Source organism: Leisingera sp. NJS204, from assembly GCF_004123675.1.
Taxonomy (GTDB): Bacteria; Pseudomonadota; Alphaproteobacteria; order Rhodobacterales; family Rhodobacteraceae; genus Leisingera.
On record NZ_CP035417.1, the window covers coordinates 3,680,921 to 3,704,839 of the forward strand.

The following is a 23,919-nucleotide window of genomic DNA, read 5'->3' on the forward strand; positions in this document are numbered from 1 at the left end:
CCTGTTGGACACCGGCCAAAAATTGCACAGCCGGAATATTTATTTATTGAAAAGAATATTCCGTTCCCCCACTCTAATCAACAAACATGTTGATTTTCTGCAGTAAAATGGCAGATGCCCGGGATGCGTCATTTTCCTGGGGGTGAATGCCGCAAACAAAAGGATAAGCCCGATGCACTCGTTGCTTCTTGGCCTGGCCGCGGCCCTTGCCTGGGGGCTTCATGACTTTTGCGTACGCTTTATCTCGCAAAGAACCGGTATCCTGCCAGCCATGCTGACCGTGTTTTTGACCGGAGCGATTCTAATTGCGGCAGCGGCTTGGGCCTTTGGGGACTGGCAGGAACTGACCCCGTCCGCAGCCCGGCTGGCCGGCCTTTCCGGCGCCATCTATGCTCTTGGGTCTTACGCGCTCTACCGTGCCTTTGCATTGGGACCGGTTAAGCTGGTGGCCCCGTTGATCGGTGCTTACCCGGTGCTGTCACTTGCCATGGCCATGCTGCAGGGCCAGCCGGTTGGTCCCGGCCATTGGGCTGCTATCGCTGCGGTGGTTGGCGGCGTCGGCTGCATTGCCGTCTTCTCAACCGAAGACGACGGCAGCCCGGTCAACCTGCAGGCCGCGGCCTGGGGCCTCGCGGGGGCCATCGGGTTTGCCCTGACCTTTGCTACCGGCCAAACCGCCACCCAAGCCGGCGCCGAATTGCCGGTACTCATCGTGACCCGCTTGGCTGCCATACTGATCGTTCTGGGGCTTGCACTTATTGCCCGGATGGTTCAGCTGCCCTGCCGCAAAATACTGCCTCTGCTCTGTCTGATGGGTGCGCTCGATGCCTTTGCACTTGGCTTGGTGATCTACTCCGGCTCCTTGCCCCGGCCGGAATTCGCCTCGGTCAGCGCCTCGCTTTTCGGGTTGGTCACCGTAGTGCTCGCCTGGCTTTTGCTTCGCGAAAGCATGAACCGCGCGCAGTGGATCAGCGTCGCCGTCACATTCGGCGGGATCGCCTGCCTGGGTTTTTAAACGCCCGGCCCCTTTTTCATCTTTCCAAAAAATACTCCCGCCGGAGGCGTCCGGCGGAAGCAGGCAGTCTCAGCCAATGCTGTTCTGCGGCGCTGCCTCAGGCGGTCAGGCCTTCGGGCTCTTTCAGACCGTTGGCGCGGCAGCAGGCGGTGACGGTGTTCGCAAGCAGGCAGGCGATGGTCATCGGGCCGACACCGCCCGGCACCGGGGTGATGGCGCCGGCGCGCTCAGCGGCACTGGCAAAATCGACGTCGCCGACCAGCTTCATCTTGCCTTCGCCTTTTTCGGGCGCATCAATCCGGTTGATGCCGACATCGATGACGGTGGCGCCTTCCTTGATCCAGTCGCCCGGCACCATTTCCGGGCGGCCCACGGCGGCCACCACGATGTCGGCGCGGCGCACCACTTCGGCCAGGTCCTTGGTGCGCGAATGCGCGATGGTCACCGTGCAGCTGTCGCCCAGCAAGAGCTGCGCCATCGGCTTGCCGACGATGTTGGAACGGCCGATCACAACCGCATCCATGCCCGACAGCGACCCATGATGGTCGCGCAGCATCATCAGGCAGCCCAAGGGCGTGCAGGGCACCATCGATTTCTGACCGGTGCCCAGAAGGCCGACGTTGGAGATGTGGAACCCGTCCACGTCCTTTTCCGGCGCGATCGAATTGATCACCAGATCCTCGTTCATATGCCCCGGCAGCGGCAGCTGCACCAGAATGCCGTGGATCGAGGGGTCGTTGTTCAGCTGATCAACCACCGCCAGCAGATCCGCCTCGGACGTGTCCGCATCCAGCTTGTGCTCAACCGAGTTCATGCCGACCTCAACGGTCTGCTTGCCCTTGGAGCGCACATAGACCTGGCTTGCCGGGTCTTCGCCGACCAGAACCACGGCCAGGCCGGGGGTGATGCCGTGCTCTTCTTTCAGCCGCGCCACGTGTTCGGCCACCTGGCCGCGCACCTTGGCCGCAAAGGCCTTGCCGTCAATCAGAGTTGCTGCCATTTGATCTCTTCCTTTTTACCGCAGGCCTGAGACCTGCCTTCGTCAGTCCGTTTTCAGGGTCGCGATGCCCGGGCCGCAGGGTCCCTGCCCAGCATCACTCTTCCCGGATCACCCGCGCCTCGCGGGCAATCGACCAGTCCACCAGCTGCCGCCACAAACGCTCTGTCAGGTCCGGGTCCAGCCCCTGGGCCTCAGCTGCGGCGCGGGCATTCATGACCACTTCCTCGACCCGGCTAGGGATCCGCGCAGGCCAGCCGTTTGCCTGCTTCAGCGCGATGGCCCGGTCGATATAGCCGGCACGAAGGGCCAGCAGCGCGATCAGTTCCCGGTCCAGATCGTCGATCTGCAACCTGAGGCTGGCCATATCTGCGCAGGCGTCCGGCGGGGTGCGTGTGCTCATGTCTAAAAACTCTCACGGCCCGGGATGGGTCCCGGGCCGTGAGTGCCGCATATCCTGTCTTAGAACAAGCCTTCGATCTGGCCGTCGTCATTCAGACGGATGGTTTCCGAGGCCGGTTTGCGCGGCAGGCCCGGCATCGTCATGATCTCGCCGCAGACCGCAACGATGAAGCCCGCACCGGCTGACAGGCGGACCTCACGCACCGGAACCGAATGGCCGGTGGGCGCGCCGCGCAAGCTCGGGTCGGTCGAGAAGGAATACTGGGTTTTCGCCATGCAGACCGGCAGATTGCCGTAGCCTGCGTCTTCCCATTCCTTCAGCTGATTGCGGATCTTGTTGTCGGCCAGCACCTCGTCGGCGCGGTAGATGCGCTTGGCGATGGTGTCGATCTTGTCGAACAGCGACATCTCGTCCGGGTAGATCGGCGCAAAGTTGGCCTGGCCCGCATCGACGATTTCCACAACCTTCTCGGCGAGCGGCGCCGAGCCTTCCGAGCCCAGCTCCCAGTGGCGCGACAACACCGCCTCGACGCCATGGGTGGCGGCGTAGGCTTTGACGGCGTCCACTTCGGCATCGGTGTCGGTGACGAAGTGGTTGATCGCAACCACAACCGGCACGCCGAAGGATTTGATGTTCTCGATGTGGCGGCCCAGGTTGGCGCAGCCGTTGTTCACAGCCTCGACGTTCTCGGCGCCCAGATCCGCCTTGGCAACGCCGCCGTTCATCTTCATCGCGCGCACGGTGGCAACCAGCACCACTGCCGACGGCGCAATGCCTGCCTTGCGGCATTTGATGTTCATGAACTTCTCGGCGCCGAGGTCAGCGCCAAAGCCTGCCTCAGTCACCACATAGTCTGCGACTTTCAGCGCGGTCTTGGTGGCAATCACCGAGTTGCAGCCATGCGCGATGTTGGCGAACGGGCCGCCGTGCACAAACGCCGGGTTGTTTTCCAGGGTCTGCACCAGGTTCGGCTGCATCGCGTCCTTCAGCAGAACGGTCATTGCGCCCTCTGCCTTGATGTCGCGGCAGTAGACCGGGGTCTTGTCGCGGCGGTAGGCCACGATGATGTCGCCAAGGCGCTTTTCCAGGTCCTTCAGATCGTTCGCGAGGCACAGGATCGCCATCACTTCGGAGGCCACGGTGATGTCAAAACCGGCTTCGCGCGGGAAACCGTTGGACACACCGCCCAGAGACGCGGTGATGGTGCGCAGGGCCCGGTCGTTCATGTCCACAACCCGGCGCCATGCAACGCGGCGGGTGTCGATCTCGCACTCATTGCCCCAGTAGATGTGGTTGTCGATCATCGCCGACAGCAGCGAGTGGGCCGAGGTGATGGCGTGGAAGTCGCCGGTGAAGTGGAGGTTCATTTCCTCCATCGGCACCACTTGCGCGTAACCGCCGCCTGCAGCGCCGCCCTTCATGCCGAAGTTCGGGCCCAAGGACGCCTCGCGGATACAGATCATCGCGTTCTTGCCGATCCGGTTCAGACCGTCGCCCAGACCCACGGTGGTGGTGGTCTTGCCTTCGCCCGCGGGCGTCGGGTTGATCGCGGTCACCAGGATCAGCTTGCCGTCTTCCTTGGACTGAACCGAGTTGATGAACGACTGGGACACCTTTGCCTTGTCGTGGCCGTAGGGCAGCAGGTCATCGCTGGAAATCCCGATCTTCGCACCAATCTCCTGGATCGGCTTCTTCTGCGCTTCACGCGCAATCTCGATGTCACTCTTGTAGCTCATGGCTCTCTCCCTTTTGCCGAATCTTCTGGCTGAAACCCCGTGGCGCGTGCCCTGTCGAGGTGCTTTATATTCCTATTAATTAAATTATTTTCCTGCACGTCAACACATTCCTGACCACATTCGCCTGAAAAACAGGGCCTTTTCAGTGTTTCGGACGCCGATCGGAAACAGGCGGAATTTCACCCGGGGTAAAGACGGCGCATATGCGGCAAGAGCTGCCGCAAACAAAAAGGGCCCGGGCAATGCCCGGGCCGTGCAGGGTCCGGCCCGAAGGCCAGACAGGGGAATCACTGCCGGGTCAGATATCCAGCGTGTTGTCCTTTTCCCAGCGGGAGAAGTGGTTGACGAAAGAGTTCCATTCCTGCTGCTTCATCTTCAGGTAGGCTGCCGAGAACTCCTCGCCCATCATCGCCTTCAGGCCATCGTCCTTGTCGTAGAACCGCAGCGCATCCAGCATGTTGAGCGGCAGCTTCGGCGCGTCGGTGATGGTGTGGCCTTCGGCATACATGTCGATGTCATGGCGTGGGCCTGGATCCGCCTTGGCCCGGACACCGGAAAGGCCGGCGGCAATGATCACCGCTTGCAGCAGATAGGGGTTCACCGCGCCGTCAGGCAGGCGCAGCTCAAACCGGCCGGGACCGGGGACACGCACCATGTGGGTCCGGTTGTTGCCGGTCCAGGTGACGGTGTTCGGCGCCCAGGTTGCCCCCGACATGGTACGCGGCGCGTTGATGCGCTTGTAGGAGTTCACTGTCGGATTGGTGATCGCTGCCAAGGCCGAGGCGTGCTTCATAATGCCGCCCAGGAACCAGCCGCCCTGTTCGGACAGACCCAGTTCCGCAATATCGCCAGCGCCCTTTTCGGCGGCAAAGACATTGGTGCGCGAATCCGCGCCCGGCGCGTCCCAGACCGAGATATGAGCATGGCAGCCATTGCCGGTAAGACCCTCTACCGGTTTGGGCATGAACGTCGCACGGAAGCCGTGCTTTTCCGCCACCGATTTTGCCATGAACTTGAAGAAGCTGTGCTTGTCAGCGGTCGCCAGGGCGTCGTCGAAGTCCCAGTTCATTTCCCACTGGCCGTTGGCGTCCTCGTGGTCGTTCTGATACGCGCCCCAGCCCAGTTCCAGCATGTAATCGCTGATTTCGCGGATCACGTCCAAACGGCGCATCATTGCCTGCTGGTCATAGCAGGGCTTTTCGGCATTATCGAAGGGATCCGAGATTTCCTCGCCATCGGGGGTCAGCAGGAAGAACTCGGCCTCAATGCCGGTTTTCACATGCAGGCCCTCGTCCGCGGCCTCCTTGATCAGGCGGCGCAGCACGTTGCGCGGCGCCTGGGCGACGTCTTCGCCTTCCATCACGCAATTGCCTGGAACCCAGGCGATTTCCTTGTTCCAAGGCAGCTGGATCACCGCGTCGGGATCCGGCACTGCCAGCATGTCGGGATGCGCCGGTGTGAGGTCAAGCCAGGTGGCAAAACCGGCAAACCCTGCGCCGTCTTCCTGCATATCCGCGATCGCCCGCGCCGGCACCAGTTTGGCGCGCTGGCCACCGAACAAGTCGGTGAAGGAGATCATGAAATACTTAACGCCTTTTTCTTTTGCGAAAGCAGCCAGATCTGTTGTCATGGTCCCACTCCCTTTCCCTGTTGAACGTATTTTGAAAAAGGCGCGGCCATTGCCCGGCCGCGCCTGCCAATCATCAGAACCCTGCTTTGCCAGGGTACCAGTCGGTACCGGCCAGCGGCACACGCGCCATGGCGGCAGCCTCCATTGTCAGGGCGCACAGATCCTCGGGCTCGAGGTTGTGCAAATGGTTGTGGCCGCAAGCGCGCGCAATGGTCTGCGCTTCCAGCGTCATTACCTTAAGATAGTTGCGCAGACGGCGGCCGGCTTCAACGGGATCGACGCGCTTCATCAGTTCGGGATCCTGAGTGGTGATACCAGCAGGGTCCATACCTTCGTGCCAGTCGTCATAGGCGCCGGTGGTGGTGCCCAGCTTCTGGTACTCGCTTTCCCATTTCGGATCATTGTCGCCCAGCGCGATCAGCGCTGCAGTGCCGACGGCCACCGCATCTGCGCCCAGCGCCATCGCCTTGGCCACATCTGCGCCGGTGCGGATGCCGCCGGAGACAACCAGCTGCACTTCGCGGTGCACGCCCAGATCCTGCAGCGCCTGCACGGCAGGGCGGATACAGGCCAGCGTCGGCAGGCCGACATGTTCGATAAAGACGTCCTGAGTGGCGGCGGTGCCGCCTTGCATACCGTCCAAAACCACCACGTCTGCGCCGGCCTTAACCGCCAGCGCGGTGTCGTAATAGGGCCGGGTGCCGCCAACCTTGATATAGATCGGCACCTGCCAGTCGGTGATTTCACGCAGTTCCAGGATCTTGATTTCCAGATCGTCCGGGCCGGTCCAATCCGGGTGGCGGCAGGCAGAACGCTGGTCGATACCTTTCGGCAAGGTACGCATATGCGCGACCCGGTCCGAGATTTTCTGACCCAGCAGCATACCGCCGCCGCCGGGTTTGGCGCCCTGGCCGACCACAATCTCAATCGCATCAGCCTTGCGCAGATCATCCGGGTTCATGCCGTAGCGGGACGGCAGATACTGATAAACCAGCTTGCTGGAATGACCACGCTCTTCCGGGGTCATGCCGCCGTCGCCAGTGGTGGTCGAGGTACCTGCAGCGGATGCACCGCGGCCCAGGGCCTCCTTGGCGGGGCCGGACAGCGCGCCAAAGCTCATGCCCGCGATGGTGATCGGGATATCCAGCTCAATCGGCTTTTTGGCAAAACGGGTGCCAAGCGTCACCTTGGTTTCGCATTTCTCGCGGTAGCCCTCCAACGGATAGCGCGATACCGAGGCGCCGAGGAACAACAGGTCATCGAAATGCGGCACCTTGCGCTTGGCGCCGCCACCGCGGATGTCATAGATCCCGGTCGCCGCAGCGCGGCGGATTTCTGCGTTGATCGGGTTGGTGAAGGTCGCCGACTGGATCGGCTCGGTGCGGGGGATTTTAGTATCCTGATCTGACATAGCCTTAATCCTTAGTACGCTTGCGCGTTGTCGACATCGAAGTTGTAAAGCTGACGGGCCGACCCGTAGCGCTTGAACTCCTCCGGCTTGGCATCAGCGCCGGCGCGCGCCAGCAGATCCTTTAGGATCGCGATATGCTCGGGGCGCATTTCCTTCTCGATGCAATCCGCGCCCAGGCTCTTGACCGAGCCGCGCACAAAGAACCGCGCTTCATAGCAGCTGTCGCCCAGCGCATCGCCGGCATCGCCCAGCACCACCAGGTTTCCCGCCTGCGCCATGAAGGCGCACATGTGGCCGATGTTGCCATGCACAACGATGTCGATGCCCTTCATCGATATCCCGCAGCGCGAGGAGGCGTTGCCCTTGATCACCAGCAACCCGCCATGGCCGGTGGCACCGGCATACTGGCTGGCGTCGCCTTCGACGATCACGGTGCCGGACATCATGTTTTCAGCGACACCGGGACCAACCGAGCCTTCGACCCTGACAGTCGCCTGCTGGTTCATGCCGGCGCAATAGTAGCCGGTGGACCCTTTGACAGTGACTTCAATCGGCGAATTCAGACCCACGGCAATTGCATGGCTGCCCTTGGCGTTCACAATTTCCCAGGCGGTTTTGTTGGTGCCGCCATTCTGTTCCTGCAAGGTCGAGTTCAGACCGCGCAGGCCATTTGCTTCAAGATCATATGTCTGCATCTTAATGGTTCCAGAAGTAAACGGTTGCGGGTTCGGGCTCCCAGACGCGGGCGTCTTCGATGCCCGGCAGGTTCACCAGTGCGCGGTATTCGCTGCCGAAGGCCACATACTGGTCGGTCTCTGCCATCACGGCCGGCTTGCAGGCGATCGGGTCCCGGACCACGCCAAAACCGTCCTTGGTGCCCACAACAAAGTTAAAGAAACCGTCCAGATCCTCCAGAGTACCTTCCAGCGCTTCCCCCAGAGTGGCACCGTTCTGCATCTTCCAGGTCAGATAGGCCGCGCCCACTTCGGTGTCGTTCTGGCTTTCGATCCGCACACCGTCCCGGCGCAGCTTGCGGCGCAGCGAGTTGTGGTTGGACAGCGAGCCGTTGTGCACCAGGCACTGATCCGAGCCGGTGGAGAACGGGTGTGCGCCCTCGGTGGTCACAGCAGATTCCGTGGCCATACGGGTGTGGCCGATGCCATGGGTGCCGCCCATGCCGCGCACGTCGAAACGCTCAGCGACTTTTTCCGGCAGACCCACTTCCTTGTAGATCTCGATGGTGTCGCCTGCGCTCATGACGCGCATTCCGGGGCGCAGTTCAGCCAGCGCGCTGCGGGCTTCCTCTGCCTTGCCCGCGGGCACATCCAGCACCGCGTGGGTATCGATCACCCGGATCGACACATCGGTGCTCAGCGCTTCTGCCAACGCACCTTCCAGCCCGTCAAAGGCCTCCTCCGGCACATCGGACTGAACGGTAAGCTTGGTGTGCCCGTCCATCTCTGATCCATAGATTGCGATGCCCGCACTGTCCGGACCGCGGTCCGTCATGGTGATGAGCATATCTGTGAGCATATCGCCCAATTTCGGCTCAAGTGATTTGTCTTTTAGAAAAAGACCGACAATCCCGCACATGGGTAAGCCTCCTGCTTTTCATCTCGAATCAACGCTAGCAGTTTGCGATCTGCCATTCAACTCTTGTGAAACTTTTTTTCCTAAGAAGGTAAGATGGGGCGCGCCAAACTGGCGCGCCCCTGAAGGGGCAGAGTTAGTATTTTTCAAGCAAGGAGTTTATTTTGTCCTTATCTCCCATTTGCTTGGCCTTCTCCAAATGGGCGCCCTCACGCACAAACTGTATCCGGTGCCAGGCAATCCAGAAGACGACCCCCAGGACCACCATCAATCCTTCTGATCCCTGGAAGGGGTAGACCGCCCCTACCTCGGCCAGGTCCACTGCCCAGCTGTCGTAACCGATCGTAGACATTTCAATTCTCCTTATTCAGCTGGAACACTGCCACCGTTCAGCGCTGCTTTGTCAGCGGCGATGATTTCGGCCTTGGCTTCTTCGTAGGCATGATGTTCGGCGTAATCGAGACCTTGCAGTTCGACCTCAACCGGGATGCGCAGCACACCTGCGGCGGCCTGCATCTTGGCGATCAGGAAACCCGGCAGCCAGCCCAGAACACCAAACATGATCACCGCGCCAATGGTCTGACCAACCGGATTCACGGTTGCATACCCCTCATACGGCGAGCTCGGCGCACCCCACAGCAAGAACCCTGCAAGGATCAGTCCGACAATGCCGGAATACCCGTGTACGGCAACCGCACCAACAGCGTCATCCAGCTTAAATCTGCGTTCGACCCAGTAGTGCAGATTGTAGACGATCACGACCCCAACGGCGCCAACCAGCATCGCCTGGATCGGGTGATACAAATCATTGCCCGCAGAGGCGGTAATGATCCCGGCAAGGCCGCCGGAGAAGGTCCAGAACGCATCGCCCTTGGACACCACATAGGCTGCCATCAGGCCGCCGGACAGCGACATCAGGAAGTTGAAGGTGATCGCAGACAACGAAGTCGGTGCCAGATAGATATTGGTTGCGGTCCAAGTGTCGCCAGTCAGCAAGCCACCAATGCCTTCAGGTGAGATTACCGGAATGTTGCAGGCCGCATAAAAGCCCCAGAACCCGGAATAGATCAGGAAGATACCAATGGTCAGCATCCAGGGATTATGCGGCGGGATATCGCGCGGCGTGCCGTCAGCGGCAAACTTGCCCAGACGAGGGCCAAGAACCATGATCACACCCAGCGCGTAACCGCCGGCAATCGCGTGGATCACACCCGATGCATAGGCATCGTGATAGCCGAGGTATTTCACCATCCAGCCTTCGGCATGCCAGCCCCAGGCCGCATCGATGATCCAGAACACCGAGCCGATCATCACCGCGTGCACCCACAACGCGGATGACCGGATCCGTTCGATCACAGCGCCCGACACAATCGACGCAGCAGTCCAGGAAAACAGCAGGAACGCTGCCCAGAACACACCGGTGATCCGGTCGGACAGGTTGGTGGCCATATTCTGCGACCACGGCAAGTTTGCCGCGCCGGCCTCGTGGTTCAGGCCTCCGAAGAACGGGAAGTTCGGGAATGCCCAGTAAATCCACCAGCCGAAGAAGAAGAATGTCACCGTGACCAGGGGAATGATCATGATGTTCTTCATCAGCGTGTGCATATGGTTGCGGTGGCGGCTGGCGCCGACCTCATACATGCAGAACCCCACATGTATGAGGAACATGAAGACAACGGTCACCCAGTAGTAGAACTCGGTGAACACCGTTGTTAACGCGTTCAGATTTCCATCCAATGTTTTGCCCTCCTGTTGGCAGTTCACCCGGGCATTTTTTGCCTCTCGGGAATATTATTTTCATTTATTATTGTGTCTCAGGAGGTCAGGCTGTCAATAATCATGTGAAAGTTTGTTCACCCTCAGAAAATCTCAAACTGCCATGCAAACGCCTTTGCTGCGCTCTTGCCAGCCGCTTAAAGCCTACCCTCTCAAGGGTTTAAGGCGTTCTGCCTTCATCCCCCTTACGGCAGTCTCCCAGGCCCTGGGCATTAGGCAAATGAATGGCGCAATCGTGGATTTGCGACAAAATTAAGCGAATCTCCGGCACCGGATGGGGGCGATTCTCCCCTGAAACAGGGCACTCTGCAGCCGTCTCCGCCACAAGCAGCCTGCCAAAAAGACCATTTCCGGCCAATCCTTGCCGCAAACCCGTTCGGAATCGGCCTTTTAAGCAAAATCTTTTTCCTGCTAGGAATAATCGTTGACACAGCGCCCCCTCTTTTGGCTAACTGGACCGGACCAATGGAACCAAATCGAGAAATTTGGTCCACCACTATCAGGGAGACATAGACGATGGCCATTATCTGGCGGACTTCAGCACTGGCTCAGCGGCACAAGGAAATCGGCGGTGAGCTGGAAGATTGGAACGGCATGGGAACCGCCTGGTTCTATGACCACAGCCCTGAACGCGCCAAAGCCGACTATGAGGCGGTCCGCACCAAGGCCGGCCTTATGGACGTATCAGGCTTGAAAAAAGTCCACGTCGTGGGTGAACACGCAGCCCAGGTCATCGACCGGGTCACCACCCGCAACGTCGAAAAGATCATGCCCGGCCGCTCAACCTATGCATCGATCCTGAACGATCAGGGCAAATTCGTCGACGATTGCATCATCTACCGCCTGTCGGTGAACAGCTGGATGGTTGTGCATGGCACAGGAACCGGCATGGAGCAGCTGAACGCGGTTGCCGCAGGCAAGAACTGTTCGGTGATCTTCGACGACAATCTGCACGATATGTCGCTGCAGGGGCCGGTCGCTGTTGATTTTCTGGCCGAATATGTGCCGGGCATCCGCGATCTGGCCTACTTCGGCATCATCCAAACCAAGCTGTTCGGCTGCCCGGTGATGATCTCCCGCACCGGCTATACCGGTGAACGCGGGTATGAGATTTTCTGCCAGTCCAAAGACGCGGTTCACCTGTGGGACAGCATCCTGAAAGAGGGCAAAGGCCTGGGCATCGTCCCGGTCCAGTTCTCGACGCTCGACCTCTTGCGCACCGAAAGCTACCTGCTGTTTTACCCGGGCGACAACTCTGAGACCTATCCGTTCAACGATGAAACCTGCGGCGACACCCTGTGGGAGCTGGGACTGGAGTTCACCGTATCCCCCGGCAAGACCGGCTTCATCGGCGCCGAGAACCACTATGCCGCTGAAGGCAAGGAGCGGTTCAAGATCTACGGCGTCGTGCTGGCAGGCACCACCCCGGCAGATGAGGGCGCGGACCTGCTGCAGAACGGCGAGAAAATCGGCGTGGTCACCTACGGCATGTACTCCGACGTGAACAAGCACAACGTGGGCATCGCGCGGATGCCGGTGGCCTACGCCAAGCCGGGCACCGAGCTGACAGTCCGCAATGGCGATGGCACCGAGATTGCAGCCACCGCCGAAGAAATGCCCTTCTATGACAAGGACAAATCGATCCGCACCGCAAAGGGCTGATCCGGATCCTGGGCGTCCCCCCTTTGGGGGCGCCCGCTTTCGTTCACCCGGACTGCAGGAAAAGCGACCCACATGTCTAAAACCGAATTCCCCCCCTCCATCAACAGCCGCCCTGTCTATGGCGAGCTTGAAGCCCGCCCGGGCAGCGGCCACCTGATGATTGCCGACGCGGCAGGTGCCGAGGCAATCCTTGAATTGGCCAAATTCGTCGACCCGGGTTTCTGGGCGAAGGCCCACATCATCTACATCCCCAAGGATACCGGCACCAAATTCACCAGCCAACTGGAAGCGATTGGCGCTGGTCAGTATTACGCCGGCCCCTCCTATGAGGCCGCCCAAAGCCGCATCCGCCGCGCGCTGCAGGACTGCCACATGGGCACCCAAGTTTACCTGACCGGCACCGAAAGCCTGATGGGCCAGGCCATGGCCGAGGCCACCGCAGCCGGCATACCGCATACCGCGATCCAGACCGAACACCGCGGCTCCACCGCACGGCGCATGCAGTGCGTCCATTGCAAAGGCATCACCGAGGACGTCACCACCGACCCGTTTGAATGCAGCCACTGCGGCCTCAGCCTGTTCGTGCGCGATCACTATTCGCGCCGCCTGGCTGCCTTTCAGGGCGTGCGGGTGGATGCCGAGGATCCGGGCAACATCCCCGAAAAAGTGGAGCTGTTCAAATGAGTGCTGGCACCGCAAAACTGAATGTCACCGTGGCCGAGGTCAAACCGGTCAATGATCTTGTCACCCGTTTCAAATTCGTCCGCACCGGCGGCGGCGACCTGCCGACCTTCTCGGGCGGGGCGCATACCGTGGTGGAAATGCAGGACGGCGATATCACCCGGCTCAACGCCTATTCCCTGATGTCCAACCCGGCCGACCGCGGCGCCTACACCATCTCGGTGCGGCGCGACGATCAGGGCCGCGGCGGTTCCAAATTCATGCACTCTCAGGTGAAAGAGGGTATGGAAATGGTGATCTCCAACCCGGTGAACCTGTTCTCTCTTGATCTGCGCGCCAAGAAGCATCTGATGCTGGCCGGCGGTATCGGCATCACACCCTTCATGGCCCAGATGCATCAGCTGGCAATGATGGGCGGCCAGTTTGAGCTGCACTATTCCGTGCGCAATGCCTCGCTTTGCACCTATGCCGAGGACTTGACGGCAAAGTATCCGGGCAAAGTGCACATCTATCACGACGACCAGGGCGAAGCGATCAACCTTACGACCCTGCTCGCCACCCAGCCGCTGGGCACCCATGTCTATGTCTGCGGCCCCAAGGGCATGATCAATTGGGTGCATGGCACCGCATCGGAAATGGGCTGGCCGCGCGAGGCGGTGCATTCCGAGGAGTTCCTGGCCCCCGCCTCCGGCAAGCCTTTTGAGGTCAAGCTGGCAGTCTCAGGCAAGGTGATCCAGGTCGGCGAGCACCAATCGCTGCTGGAAGCGATTGAGGCCGCGGGCGTCGACGCCCCTTACCTCTGCCGCGGCGGCGCCTGCGGACAGTGCGAAACCAATGTCGTCGGCTACGACGGCAAGTTCCTGCACTACGACCATTGGCTCGACGACGAACAAAAGGCGGGCGGCAAACACATCATGCCCTGCGTCTCACGTTTCGAGGGCAAGACCCTGGTTCTGGATCGCTGAGGAAAAGAAAATGACCATTCAATTCAACGACGAAACCTTCTACGGCGACTTCACATTCAAGAACTCGGATTGGGCCATCAAACGGTTCCCCTTCCCGTTCCACGAAGACAGCTACATGTATTCCGTAAACATGGAGCCGCATAAGTCCTACCGGCCCGGCTCGGTGTTTGAACGCACCTTCGACGTGGATGAGCATTATGTCTCCGAAATGAAGGACCGCGCGCGGGTGCTGGCGGATGATCCGCTGCGCTGCCAGTCGCTCCCGCATATGACCCTGGCGGGCTGGGACCTGGTCGAGCTGATCATGGAGGCCAAGGCGGCTGAATACCCCGACCTGTTCGAGCTGCACAAGGACGGCAACCGCTGGCGCTGGGTCAACAAGCCGCTGGGGATTGATGACACATTCACGTTCCTGGATGAAAGCACCCTGCCCTACGGGCCGATGGAATACATCACCCGCCAGACCCAGGGCGATTTTGCAGTGCTGGACCAGCGCGACGACAACTTGTGGATGGATGCCGGCATGGTCACCACCCAGGCCGACTGGAGCCTGGATTTCGACATCGGCATGAACTTTTTTGAGTGGCATGCGCCGGTGCCCAAGGCGAATGAAATGGGCATCTTCGTGCGCGCGTTGAAGTTCTTGCTGAACATCCAGCAGGGCCAGCCAGCCCGGCGCCTGAATTGGACGATGACCGTCAATCCGCTGCTCGACACCTCGCCTGAGAATTATCACAAATGGGGCACCATGAAGCAGGGGCTGACGATGGAAAACATCGGCGAAAAGCAGCACCTGCGGGTTGAGCTGCAGACTTTCTTCCGCCTGCCCCGCTCCAACGCGCTGGTGTTCCCGATCCGCTGCTACCTGATCCGGTTTGAGGATCTGGTCACGGTGCCGAAATGGGCACGCCGCCTGCACCGCGTCATCCGCGACCTGCCGGAGGAGCTGGCCACCTACAAAGGCTTCATCGACAACCGCCCGCTGATGGTGGAATATCTGTCGCAGTTTGATGACGGCAGCCCGACCTCGGACGGTATCTGGGCAGACGACTGATTCTGAAACAACCCGGCGGGCCGTCCCTACCCCCTGTCATTCAGGCCCGCCTCACTGACTGCCGCCGCCTCTGGCCCGACAGTTTCTTTTTGCCCGGAGATAAGCGGCGTTGCACTCCCGCCCCCGCACCAGACAGCAGGCTCCGCCTGCCCCCTGTGCAGCCTTGGGCCGGGCAGCGCGCTTCGCGCGCTGCGGGCAGTTTCGGCAACATCAGCCCCATGACGCAACCGCGCCGCGCACCGCGCGGCGCCACGCCCAACTGTGCAGGGACATTTTCAGGTGTTCCGCAGCAGGCGGGAGCGCTCCGGCTGCGGCTCAGCTCGACTGCGGATACGAAATGATCGACAGATAGCGTGCGGGCAGCTTGATCAGCTGTTCCGGCCCATGCGGCGCGTCGGCATCGAAAAACAGCGTGTCTCCAGGCTTCAACGGAAAAACCTTGTCGCCATGCCGGTAATCCACCTCACCTTCCAGCATGTAAAGCAATTCAACGCCATCATGCTGGAAGGTCGGGAAGACATCCGACTCTTCGGTCAGGGAGATCATGTAAGGCTCCACCAAAACACCCGAAGCATTGGCGCCCAGATGCCCCAGCAACTGATACTGATGGCCTGCCCGCGTTCCGGCACGCTCGGTCTCGACGCCTTCGCCCGACCTGGTATGCACCGCTTCGCGGGTTTCCTCAAAACGGCGGAAGAAAGAAGTAATCGGAACGCTCAGCGCGTTGGCCAGCAATTGCAGCGTGGTCAGCGACGGGGATGTATTGCCGTTCTCGATCTTTGACAGCATTCCGATCGACAGCCCGGTCAGCGTGGCCAGATCGGCCACAGTGATCCCCTGCTGGCGCCGGAACGACCGGACCTCGCGGCCAATCGCCACTTCCAGAACTTTTTCCGCGCCGTCGCGGACCCGGTGCGGATCTTGAGAAAGGTTATTTGCCACTGCGTCGCTATCGTCTTTGGGTTTAGCCACTGTGTTATCTTCCTTATGGACGGCCTCTGACAAGCGCGCAGCGGGCGATACGCAAAAACTTTTCCGGACGCAAGAAACCACGCGAAAATTATTTTACTGGCATTACCACTTTTTCCCAAGCCCTCACCGCCACAGGAAAGAAAATTGTTGCTGTTCAACCCAGCTGAACAATAACGCTGACAAGGAAACCCGGACCATCCGGCCCGGGCTTGCAATCGCCGGCTTTCCGGGTTTCCCCATCTTCAGTCATCCAGCAGCAGCAAACAGGCGCCAAGAACCTTGCGCGTGCCGTCAAACACCACTGGTTTTTCGCCGCGCCAGCGGCTGGCGTGGCGGTGGCCGACCGGCCAGCCGGAGGTCAGGCTGCGCAGGGTTTCACCGGTCTCTGCTGCGATCCGGCCCACCCGGGTTTTCAGATTGGCATGAAAAGTGTCCCGGTGCAGCGCCTCCATTCTTAAATGAAACAATGATGACCGGCTGCGCGGTGCGATCTGCATGGCGTCCACCTGCCCATCCGCCCCGGCCCAGATCGCCAATGCACGGGCTTGCAGCCGTTCAGCCTTTTCCGATGCACCCGCCCGGAACTGCAGCACCGCCAGATTTGCGGGTGGCGCTGCCCGGCGCAGATCAATTGCCGCAAAGGCAACCCGCGCCACAATATCCGCCAGACGAAACAGCCTCATAGCCTTACGCGGGCGGTCACGTCCAGCCTCAGCCAGCGCCCGTTCCATCAGCCGTTCCCAGATCAGATCGGCGCGGGACCATCCCGCTTCGCGCGCGATCCGCATTTCCGCGTCAGGCTTAAAGCCCCAGATACGCGGCGCGGACGTGTTCATTGCCGTGAAGCTCATCTGCTGGTCCCTCCATTGCTGCATTTCCCGTTTCCAGAACATAGGCGTAGTCAGCCAGTTCCAGCGCAAGTTCGGCGTTTTGCTCGACCAAAACCACAGATAATCCGTTGGCGTTGATCTCCTCGACGATCCGGGCGATCTCCTCGACAATTACCGGCGCCAATCCCATAGACGGCTCGTCCATCAGCAAAAGCCGCGGCTTGGACATCAGCGCGCGGCCAATCGCCAGCATCTGCTGCTCACCGCCAGACATGGTCTTGGCCATCTGGGTGCGCCGTTCACGCAGGCGCGGGAAGCGCTTGAAGACATCCTCCAGATCACCCTCAATCGCCCCTTTGTCATTGCGCAAAAACGCGCCGGTGCGCAGGTTTTCCTCCACCGTCATATCAGGGAAGATCCGCCGCCCTTCCGGCACATGGGCAATGCCGTTTGCGACCACTTTATGCGCAGGCAGATGGTCGATCCGCTTGCCCTCAAAGGTGATCTCGCCCTCGGTGATCGGTATCATCCCCGACATCGCCCGCAGCGTGGTGGTCTTGCCCGCCCCGTTGCCGCCGATGATGGTGACGATCTTACCCTCCGGCACCGCAACCGAGATGTTCCGGATTGCGTTGATCTTGCCGTAGTTGACGGCAATGTTCTTCATCTCAAGCAACATGGCGCGCGCCCCCCAGATAAGCCTCGATCACCGCCGGATGGTTGCGGATTTCCTGCGGTCCGCCCTCGGCCAGAAACTTGCCAAAGCTCATGCAGGTGATGGTGTCGCACAGCCCCATGATCGCCTGCATGTCATGTTCAACGATCAGAATGGTGATTCCGTCCGCCTTCAGCCGTTCCATCAGATCCATCATCTGCCGGGTTTCTTCCGGGTTCATGCCGGTGAACGGCTCGTCCAGCAGGATCACATCCGGATGGCTGGCATAGGCCACCGCCATGCCCAGCGCCCGCTGGTGACCGTGGCTCAGATCGCCGGCGCGCTCGTGCATCACATGATCCAGGCCGAAGAACTCCAGCGCTTCCCTGGCGCGCGCCTCAGCACCGCTGCGGTCCTCCTTGTCCCAGCCGATGATCGCGGCAAAGATATTGGGGCGGAACGGCATATGGGTGCCAACCAGCGCATTCTCCAGCACCGTCAGCTCAGCAAACAGCGTCGAGTGCTGGAAGGTCCGCACCACCCCGCGCCGCGCAACCTCGTGCATTTGCAGGCCGGAGATATCCTCACCGCGCAGCAGCACCTGGCCCTCGGTCGGTTTGTAGAACCCCGAGATCATGTTGAACGTCGTGGTCTTGCCCGCCCCATTGGGGCCGATCAGACCATGGATCGAGCCATGCGCCACCTTGAACGACAGGCTGTCCACCGCTGTCAGGCCGCCAAACCGCATGGTCAGGTCTTTGACCTCAAGAAAATCAGTCATTCTGCCGGCCTCCGTTCCGGCGCGCCGCCCGCGGCACGTCTCTGGGTGAATTTCTGCACGAGGCTTTCCAGCCCATTAGGCAGGAACAGGATCGACAGGATCATGATGGCGCCGTAGATCAGCGGCCGCATCTGCTCGAGGCCCAGCTCACGCAGCACAACCTCGTTGATCACCGTCAGCACCACGCAGCCCAGGATCGGGCCGTAGAATGTCGCGGTGCCGCCAACAATCGCCCAGGTCAGCACATAGACCATCAGATCGATATCAAAGGCGTTGGGGTTAATGGTGCCAATGTAATGCGCCAGCAGAGCGCCGGAAATGCCGGCAAAGCCCGAGGCAATGGCAAAGGCCAGCGTCCGGTAGGCCCGCACATTCACGCCCGAGGCCTGCGCCAGCTTGTCCTGCCAATGCACCGCATGGAAGGTCAGACCAACCGGCGACTTTTCAATCCGCCACAGGATCCACAGGCAGACCGCCACAATGACGCCCGCGAAATAGTAATAGGACGTCGGTTCAAAGAAATCGAACTGATAGAACCCGACCGAGAAATCCGGCATCGGGTCGATCCCCTTGATCCCCTTGGCGCCACCAAACGGGTCCCGGAACCGCTTCCACAGCAGGCGGATGATTTCACCGGCAGCGAAAGAGCCGATCAGGAAATAAAACCCCTTCATCCGGAACAGCGGGAAGGACAGAAGCACTGCAATCAACGCGGCAATACCCCCGCCCAGCAGCATCGAAACCGGCACATAAACGCCCAGCTTCTTAGTCAGCAGGGCTGAGGAATAGGCCCCCACCCCCATGATCACCACATGCCCCAGCGACCATTCGCCAGTCAGCGTCAGCAGCCGGTAGCTGGCCACCAGCAGCACATTGATGGTCAGGAACACCAGGATTTCCTGCTGCGAAAAGCTAAGGCCATGCGGCAGGGCGATCAGCGCGGCCAGCGCCGCAATCCATATCAGAAGCTTAGGCACGGTCCGCACTCCCAAACAAGCCGGTGGGCTTCACGATCAGCACAACCAGCATTAAGGACAGGCCAACAATGTCTGCCAGAACGCCGTCGTAGAAAGTGGTCACAAACGTATGCACCAGCGCATAGGCGACCGAGGCAACAATGGCGCCTTCCAGCGAACCGACCCCGCCGACGATGATGACGATAAAGGCGGTAACAATCACCGAATGGCCCATATGCGGGTTGACCGAAACCAGCGGTGCGGTCAGCGCCCCGGCAATCCCGGCCAGACCGGCGCCGATGAACATGGCAATCCGCGCGGTCATGGTGATCGAAATCCCTTGCAGCGCCGCCGCTTCAGGGTCCTGGGCTGATGCGCGCAGCGCCCAGCCGAACTTGGTCCGCTTCAGAAAGTACCAAAGCGCCGACAGCAACACGATTGCGGCGATGATCACATAGAACCGCGCCACCGGCAGCCGCACCTTGTCACTGAACACAATGACTTCTTGGGTTACCGGCGGGATATGCACCATCCGCACGCCGAACCCCATCACCGCCAGCGCCTGCAGGATCATCAGAAACCCGATCGAGGCGACCAGCCCGCCCAAGGGATTATCCTTCAACGGCCTGAACAGCGTCTTTTCCATCAACAGGCCCAGACAACCCACAAACAACAGGCCTATGGCAACTGCGATAAAGAACGGCACGTGCAGGTCAGCATAAAGCGCCACAATCGCATAAGCGCCCGCCATGAACAGTTCGCCATGGGCAAAGTTGATCACCCCCATGACGCCAAAAATCAGCACAAGCCCCACAGCAACAAGGGAAATATAGCTCGCAGCATACACGGCATTCAGGCCGGTCTGCGCCAGAAGGTCCAGCATTGGATTGTCTCTTTATTCAGTCGGTCTGCGGCGCGGGGATCTGCCCCCCGGCCGCGGGATTGCCTGCCTGAAAGATCAGCTGCGCTGATCCCACATCTGGTCATAGGCCTGCATATGCTTGATCAGCAGATCGCCGTGTTTTGCGTACCAGTCCGGGATCGAACGGAATTCCTTGATCCGGGCCTTGCCGCTCTCAATCGCCACCACAGGCCAGTCGCCAACCAGCGCGTTGTCGATGCCGAACAGCTCGGTGCCCCACCACTCCGCGTCGCCAAAGGCATGCTTGCCCTTGCCCTCTTTCATCGCAGCCGCCACGGCATCCGGACTGGCCGATCCTGCCTTCTCCGCTGCTGCCTTCCACAGGTCCATGATCGAGGCATACTCCCAGCTCACCGCGCCCCATTGGCCCGGGTGGCGGGTGTTGAACTCCTCATAGAACCCATTCGGATCGGTAAAGTTTATGTTGTCGCCATTCAGCGCCGGATCATCGAAATCCGGGAACTGAAAGACAAAACCTTCCATGAACTCTTCCGAGGTCTTGGCGATCATCTGGTCATAGAAATCCGCAGTGCAGGAAATAATCTGCCCCTTGAACCCTTGCTGGAACAGCTGCTCGGCAATGGGATGCACGTAATCACTGTAGCAGGTATCGAGGCAGACAATATCCGGGGCCTTGCTGATCAGACGGGTGACAACCGGCGCAAAATCGGTGGTTGCCGGGTCAAACAGCAGCGGTTCATCCAGCATCTCGATGCCGGCGGCCTCAAACGCCGCCAAATAGGTCGCAACCGAGGGCAGGCCAAGCGCATCATCCTGCGCGCACATCACCGCGGTCTTCAGCTCCGGCTTGTTCTCGGCCAGCCACTCCACCCCGGTCACATTGTAAATCGGGTGCACCTCAGCCGGTGCAATCAGCGTGTTGGAATCGGGTGACAAATCCGATGGCAGCAAGGTCGAAAACAACATGCCGGTCTTATCCGCCACCGGCTGCACACCGGGCCAGGTGTCGCCGCCCAGCATCATGATAAAGCTGACGCCGTCCTCCCGGATCAGCTTGGTCGCCCCGGTGCGCGCTTTGGCCGGGTCGTATTCGTTGTCATAAGACACGAACTCGACATCATAGCTGCCATCGCCCAGTTTAATGCCGCCCGCGGCATTCACCCGCTCAGCCCAGATCTGGCAGCCGTCCAGTCCCGGCTTGCCCCAGGCCGCCACGGCACCGGTCAGCGGCGCCAGAAAACCGATCTTGATGGTGCTGCCTGCCGCCAGCGACGCAGCCGGCAGCCCGGCACTCATCGCGGTGACCGCCGTCGATTTAAGGAACGTCCTCCGGGTCAGCCCCGATTTCACGATCTTGGAAATCATTTTCGTCTCCCATGTTGGACCCGCCTGTTTTTACGGCGGTGTTTTCAGCAGGATGCGGTCGCCGTCTTCGGTGCCCCTTGATTTCAGCTCAACACGACTGAACCAGTTGGGGCAAATTGGCCCCATCCCGGGTCAAGGCTAGCAGCGAGTTGGTTCACCGCAAAGAAATTTTCTTTCACACAAGGGACCAAAAAGGCACCAATACAAGACCAATCGCCCTAATATACGGCAAGACAGCCTCTGAAAACGGCACAAAAACATGACCTTGCGGCACATGTTATGCAAACACTCCCTCAACCAATTTATGAACCAATTTTTTTCAGCTTTCTTGCCGCTGAACCCAAGAATCGTTAACCTTAAGACCAATCCCAGCTGTGTCAGAAGGTTGCATTGAGGCCGCCAAAACGGGTAACTGCACATCTGTCACAGCGATCAGGCGCAGGGGATTCCCCCGCCCATCCGGCCCGGAAAAACAGACCATGAGCTCAGCGGAAGACACCACCTCGCAAATCCTGACCACCCATTCGGTTGGCGCCACAGTGCAAGTCGTGATCGACACACTATTCGCCCGGATCAAGGCGGGCACCTACCCGGTGGACACCCGGCTGCCGTCAGAACGCACCCTGGCCTCGGAACTGGGCGTTGCCCGCAATACTGTGCGCGAGGCACTGGACGTTCTGGCCAGCCAGGACGTGATCCATCGCCGCCCCGGGTCCGGCAGCTTTGTCAAATTCCGCTCTGATCCCAAGCCCGAAACCACTTATTCGTCACTGGCCAAGGAAGTTTCACCGCTGGATCATTTGGTGGTGCGCGGCATCCTGGAACCGGAACTGGTGCGCCTTGCTGTGATCAACATGACCCCGCGGCAGATTGAGGAGCTGGACCAGATCCTCTCGCGCGTCGAAGCTGTGCGCACTGATCCGGGGGAATTCATCGAGGCCGAGGAAGATCTCTACCGCAAGATTGCCGAGGGTACCGGCAACCCGCTGCTGCACTCCTGCTACGAGCTGACAATCGAGGCCTGCCGCCTGTCCTACCGTACTGCGCTGCGACGCCGCCATCTGACGCCGCAGCGGATGCAGGAATACCAGAAACGCTACAACACGCTGTTCAATGCCATCGCCTCCCGCGATGTGGAATCCGCGGTGGAATTCATCAAGCTGCACCTGATCGACGAACAGAATCTACTGCTGCAGGAGGTCTAGGCCCGGCCAGTCTTCCGCCCGCTCAGCCCTTCACTGCGCGTGAGCTGACCTCGCTGCCAGGTGCACCGCTTTCCAGCCGCTGATGCCACAGCTGCCCCAACGCCGCCATTTCGGATTTCAGCAAAGCGGAATGCTGCGCCAGCCAGCCGGGGATCGATTTGAACCCGGCAATCCGCGCCTTGCCTTCCTGGATGGTCACGACAGGCCAATCGCCAACCAAGGCATTGGAAATACCGAAAATATCCTCGCCCCACCATTCTGCATGGCCAAACGCGTGGGTGACATGCCCCAACTGTTTCATCGCCGCCAGCACCGATGGAGGCTCAACGGATCCCGCCTTCTCCACCGCGCTGTGCCAGATGTCGAGGATCGCCACATACTCCCAGCTTACCGCCGACCAGCTGCCTGGGAAACGGCGGTTGTATTCCTCAAAAAACACATGCGGGCGGTTAAAGAAAAACGCCTTTTCCCGCAGCAGCGGATCGTCAAAATCCGGAAATTGGAAAACCACGCCCTCCATGAATCCGGGCGACGTCCGTTCCACCAGCTGATCATAGCCATCCATGGTGCAGCTGATAATCTGCCCCTTGAACCCTTTGGAATAGGCATATTCGGTCATCGCATGCACCATCGGCGCATAAGACGAGCACCAGCACAGGATATCGGCGCCGCTCTCCAGCATCGGGTCCACCACCGGCCCCGGATCGCTGGAACCCGCATCATACTGCACCTCGCGCAAGATCGTTTTGCCTGCAGCTTTGAACGCTGCGCGGTAAACCGCCTGTGACGGCATCCCCAGCAGATCCGCCTGGCTGCATAAGGCTACGGTTTTCAAACCCGGTTTATTTTCCGCCAGCCAGGCCACGCCGGTTACATTCTGGATCGGGTGCGCTTCGCTGGGCGCGATCAGATAAGGCGTATCGGGCGACAAATCGGATGGCAGCAGCGTCGAAGTCAGCACCTTGTTGCGCATCAGAAAATCGCGCACCGGTGCAAAGGTATCGCCGCCCAGCATCAGCATAAGCTTCACCTTATGCTTTTGAACCAGTTCCACCGCGCCCTCCAGCGAACGTTCCGGGTCATATCCGCAATCGTAGGAATGGATGCGGATCGGGTAGCGGCGGCCGCCAATCAGCACCCCGCCGGCCTTGTTCAGCCCGTCTTCCCAGATCCGGCAGCCGTTCAGTCCTGGCAGCCCCCAGCTCTCCACCCGGCCCGAAAGCGGGCCAAGAAAGCCGATATTCACTGATTCTGTCATTCCCACCGACAGCCGCGGCAGCGCCGCGCGGGCCGTCAGCTGGTGTACAAAACTGGTCGTCTTCATGGCTTGAATCCTAACAACAATTCTCTGC

General features: G+C 60.2%; 23 protein-coding genes. 6 read left to right on the forward strand and 17 right to left on the reverse strand.

From position 1 onward, the window contains the following. Nucleotides 1-172 precede the first annotated feature (172 nt). The gene (locus ETW24_RS17930; protein WP_129372300.1) at nt 173-1,015 is read left to right on the forward strand and encodes a DMT family transporter; all 843 of its coding nucleotides are present in this window, start codon (nt 173-175) and stop codon (nt 1,013-1,015) included. A gap of 97 nt (nt 1,016-1,112) precedes the next feature. Here ETW24_RS17930 and folD read toward each other — a convergent pair whose 3' ends face one another. The 9 genes from folD to ETW24_RS17975 form a co-directional block, all read right to left on the reverse strand. Beyond that, a complete protein-coding gene (gene folD, locus ETW24_RS17935) occupies nt 1,113-2,015 on the reverse strand; it encodes a bifunctional methylenetetrahydrofolate dehydrogenase/methenyltetrahydrofolate cyclohydrolase FolD (protein ID WP_129371741.1) in 903 nt (300 codons plus the stop codon). Between the two features lie 94 nt (nt 2,016-2,109). Further along, nucleotides 2,110-2,415, reverse strand: a complete 306-nt coding sequence (locus ETW24_RS17940; protein WP_129371742.1) for a chorismate mutase — start codon at nt 2,413-2,415, stop codon at nt 2,110-2,112. Between the two features lie 59 nt (nt 2,416-2,474). Continuing rightward, nucleotides 2,475-4,151, reverse strand: coding sequence for a formate--tetrahydrofolate ligase (locus ETW24_RS17945; RefSeq protein ID WP_129371743.1), 1,677 nt, complete (start codon nt 4,149-4,151; stop codon nt 2,475-2,477). Between the two features lie 298 nt (nt 4,152-4,449). Beyond that, on the reverse strand, nt 4,450-5,781 hold the full coding sequence (glnT, locus tag ETW24_RS17950; RefSeq protein WP_129372301.1) for a type III glutamate--ammonia ligase: 1,332 nt from the start codon (nt 5,779-5,781) through the stop codon (nt 4,450-4,452). Nucleotides 5,782-5,854: 73 nt separating this feature from the next. Then, a complete protein-coding gene (locus tag ETW24_RS17955) occupies nt 5,855-7,192 on the reverse strand; it encodes an FMN-binding glutamate synthase family protein (RefSeq protein ID WP_129372302.1) in 1,338 nt (445 codons plus the stop codon). Nucleotides 7,193-7,203: 11 nt separating this feature from the next. Next, nucleotides 7,204-7,887, reverse strand: a complete 684-nt coding sequence (locus tag ETW24_RS17960) for a protein GlxC (protein ID WP_129372303.1) — start codon at nt 7,885-7,887, stop codon at nt 7,204-7,206. 1 nt (nt 7,888) lies between these two features. After that, nucleotides 7,889-8,785, reverse strand: coding sequence for a class II glutamine amidotransferase (locus tag ETW24_RS17965; protein ID WP_129372304.1), 897 nt, complete (start codon nt 8,783-8,785; stop codon nt 7,889-7,891). 133 nt (nt 8,786-8,918) lie between these two features. Further along, nucleotides 8,919-9,134 (reverse strand): hypothetical protein, encoded by a 216-nt coding sequence (locus ETW24_RS17970; protein ID WP_129372305.1) that lies wholly within the window; start codon nt 9,132-9,134, stop codon nt 8,919-8,921. An 11-nt stretch (nt 9,135-9,145) separates the two neighbouring features. Beyond that, nucleotides 9,146-10,519, reverse strand: a complete 1,374-nt coding sequence (locus ETW24_RS17975) for an ammonium transporter (RefSeq protein WP_129372306.1) — start codon at nt 10,517-10,519, stop codon at nt 9,146-9,148. Between the two features lie 555 nt (nt 10,520-11,074). Between ETW24_RS17975 and ETW24_RS17980 the strand changes: the two genes are divergently transcribed. The 4 genes from ETW24_RS17980 to ETW24_RS17995 all read left to right on the forward strand — a co-directional run bounded on the left by ETW24_RS17980 (nt 11,075) and on the right by ETW24_RS17995 (nt 14,920). Further along, complete coding sequence (locus ETW24_RS17980) at nt 11,075-12,220, forward strand: aminomethyltransferase family protein (protein WP_129372307.1); 1,146 nt, start codon at nt 11,075-11,077, stop codon at nt 12,218-12,220. 72 nt (nt 12,221-12,292) lie between these two features. Next, complete coding sequence (locus tag ETW24_RS17985) at nt 12,293-12,904, forward strand: dimethylamine monooxygenase subunit DmmA family protein (protein WP_129372308.1); 612 nt, start codon at nt 12,293-12,295, stop codon at nt 12,902-12,904. Further along, a complete protein-coding gene (locus ETW24_RS17990; protein WP_129372309.1) occupies nt 12,901-13,866 on the forward strand; it encodes a PDR/VanB family oxidoreductase in 966 nt (321 codons plus the stop codon). Before ETW24_RS17985 ends, ETW24_RS17990 begins: the two co-directional genes overlap by 4 nt. A 10-nt stretch (nt 13,867-13,876) precedes the next feature. Further along, entirely contained in the window at nt 13,877-14,920 is a 1,044-nt protein-coding gene (locus ETW24_RS17995; RefSeq protein ID WP_129372310.1) for a heme-dependent oxidative N-demethylase family protein, read from the forward strand. A gap of 315 nt (nt 14,921-15,235) precedes the next feature. Here ETW24_RS17995 and ETW24_RS18000 read toward each other — a convergent pair whose 3' ends face one another. The 7 genes from ETW24_RS18000 to ETW24_RS18030 all read right to left on the reverse strand — a co-directional run bounded on the left by ETW24_RS18000 (nt 15,236) and on the right by ETW24_RS18030 (nt 21,362). Further along, nucleotides 15,236-15,892, reverse strand: a complete 657-nt coding sequence (locus ETW24_RS18000; protein ID WP_129372311.1) for a helix-turn-helix domain-containing protein — start codon at nt 15,890-15,892, stop codon at nt 15,236-15,238. 242 nt (nt 15,893-16,134) lie between these two features. Continuing rightward, nucleotides 16,135-16,728 (reverse strand): tetratricopeptide repeat-containing protein, encoded by a 594-nt coding sequence (locus tag ETW24_RS18005; protein WP_129372975.1) that lies wholly within the window; start codon nt 16,726-16,728, stop codon nt 16,135-16,137. Next, the gene (locus ETW24_RS18010) at nt 16,694-17,401 is read right to left on the reverse strand and encodes an ABC transporter ATP-binding protein (RefSeq protein ID WP_129372312.1); all 708 of its coding nucleotides are present in this window, start codon (nt 17,399-17,401) and stop codon (nt 16,694-16,696) included. The genes ETW24_RS18005 and ETW24_RS18010 overlap by 35 nt, the downstream gene beginning before the upstream one ends. Continuing rightward, complete coding sequence (locus tag ETW24_RS18015; RefSeq protein WP_129372313.1) at nt 17,391-18,158, reverse strand: ABC transporter ATP-binding protein; 768 nt, start codon at nt 18,156-18,158, stop codon at nt 17,391-17,393. Before ETW24_RS18015 ends, ETW24_RS18010 begins: the two co-directional genes overlap by 11 nt. Continuing rightward, nucleotides 18,155-19,135, reverse strand: coding sequence for a branched-chain amino acid ABC transporter permease (locus tag ETW24_RS18020; protein ID WP_254695646.1), 981 nt, complete (start codon nt 19,133-19,135; stop codon nt 18,155-18,157). Before ETW24_RS18020 ends, ETW24_RS18015 begins: the two co-directional genes overlap by 4 nt. Beyond that, nucleotides 19,128-19,997 (reverse strand): branched-chain amino acid ABC transporter permease, encoded by an 870-nt coding sequence (locus ETW24_RS18025; RefSeq protein ID WP_129372315.1) that lies wholly within the window; start codon nt 19,995-19,997, stop codon nt 19,128-19,130. The genes ETW24_RS18020 and ETW24_RS18025 overlap by 8 nt, the downstream gene beginning before the upstream one ends. Before the next feature lie 75 nt (nt 19,998-20,072). Further along, nucleotides 20,073-21,362 (reverse strand): ABC transporter substrate-binding protein, encoded by a 1,290-nt coding sequence (locus ETW24_RS18030; protein WP_129372316.1) that lies wholly within the window; start codon nt 21,360-21,362, stop codon nt 20,073-20,075. Between the two features lie 479 nt (nt 21,363-21,841). Here ETW24_RS18030 and ETW24_RS18035 point away from each other — a divergent pair, with 479 nt between their 5' ends. Next, nucleotides 21,842-22,567 (forward strand): FadR/GntR family transcriptional regulator, encoded by a 726-nt coding sequence (locus ETW24_RS18035; RefSeq protein WP_129372317.1) that lies wholly within the window; start codon nt 21,842-21,844, stop codon nt 22,565-22,567. A 22-nt stretch (nt 22,568-22,589) separates the two neighbouring features. Here ETW24_RS18035 and ETW24_RS18040 read toward each other — a convergent pair whose 3' ends face one another. Beyond that, on the reverse strand, nt 22,590-23,891 hold the full coding sequence (locus ETW24_RS18040; RefSeq protein WP_129372318.1) for an ABC transporter substrate-binding protein: 1,302 nt from the start codon (nt 23,889-23,891) through the stop codon (nt 22,590-22,592). Nucleotides 23,892-23,919 lie beyond the last annotated feature (28 nt).

Bases quoted from the DNA above. Each gene is read 5' to 3' on its own strand.
- ETW24_RS17990 (WP_129372309.1), top strand. From the start codon at position 12,901: ATGAGTGCTGGCACCGCAAAACTGAATGTCACCGTGGCCGAGGTCAAA.
- ETW24_RS17980 (WP_129372307.1), top strand. From the start codon at position 11,075: ATGGCCATTATCTGGCGGACTTCAGCACTGGCTCAGCGGCACAAGGAA.
- ETW24_RS17930 (WP_129372300.1), top strand. From the start codon at position 173: ATGCACTCGTTGCTTCTTGGCCTGGCCGCGGCCCTTGCCTGGGGGCTT.
- ETW24_RS17940 (WP_129371742.1), bottom strand. From the start codon at position 2,415: ATGAGCACACGCACCCCGCCGGACGCCTGCGCAGATATGGCCAGCCTC.
- ETW24_RS17985 (WP_129372308.1), top strand. From the start codon at position 12,293: ATGTCTAAAACCGAATTCCCCCCCTCCATCAACAGCCGCCCTGTCTAT.
- ETW24_RS18030 (WP_129372316.1), bottom strand. From the start codon at position 21,362: ATGATTTCCAAGATCGTGAAATCGGGGCTGACCCGGAGGACGTTCCTT.
- ETW24_RS18035 (WP_129372317.1), top strand. From the start codon at position 21,842: ATGAGCTCAGCGGAAGACACCACCTCGCAAATCCTGACCACCCATTCG.
- ETW24_RS18010 (WP_129372312.1), bottom strand. From the start codon at position 17,401: ATGTTGCTTGAGATGAAGAACATTGCCGTCAACTACGGCAAGATCAAC.
- ETW24_RS17955 (WP_129372302.1), bottom strand. From the start codon at position 7,192: ATGTCAGATCAGGATACTAAAATCCCCCGCACCGAGCCGATCCAGTCG.
- ETW24_RS17995 (WP_129372310.1), top strand. From the start codon at position 13,877: ATGACCATTCAATTCAACGACGAAACCTTCTACGGCGACTTCACATTC.
- ETW24_RS18015 (WP_129372313.1), bottom strand. From the start codon at position 18,158: ATGACTGATTTTCTTGAGGTCAAAGACCTGACCATGCGGTTTGGCGGC.
- ETW24_RS18040 (WP_129372318.1), bottom strand. From the start codon at position 23,891: ATGAAGACGACCAGTTTTGTACACCAGCTGACGGCCCGCGCGGCGCTG.
- ETW24_RS18025 (WP_129372315.1), bottom strand. From the start codon at position 19,997: ATGCTGGACCTTCTGGCGCAGACCGGCCTGAATGCCGTGTATGCTGCG.
- ETW24_RS17960 (WP_129372303.1), bottom strand. From the start codon at position 7,887: ATGCAGACATATGATCTTGAAGCAAATGGCCTGCGCGGTCTGAACTCG.
- glnT (WP_129372301.1), bottom strand. From the start codon at position 5,781: ATGACAACAGATCTGGCTGCTTTCGCAAAAGAAAAAGGCGTTAAGTAT.
- ETW24_RS17970 (WP_129372305.1), bottom strand. From the start codon at position 9,134: ATGTCTACGATCGGTTACGACAGCTGGGCAGTGGACCTGGCCGAGGTA.
- ETW24_RS17965 (WP_129372304.1), bottom strand. From the start codon at position 8,785: ATGTGCGGGATTGTCGGTCTTTTTCTAAAAGACAAATCACTTGAGCCG.
- folD (WP_129371741.1), bottom strand. From the start codon at position 2,015: ATGGCAGCAACTCTGATTGACGGCAAGGCCTTTGCGGCCAAGGTGCGC.
- ETW24_RS17945 (WP_129371743.1), bottom strand. From the start codon at position 4,151: ATGAGCTACAAGAGTGACATCGAGATTGCGCGTGAAGCGCAGAAGAAG.
- ETW24_RS18005 (WP_129372975.1), bottom strand. From the start codon at position 16,728: ATGAACACGTCCGCGCCGCGTATCTGGGGCTTTAAGCCTGACGCGGAA.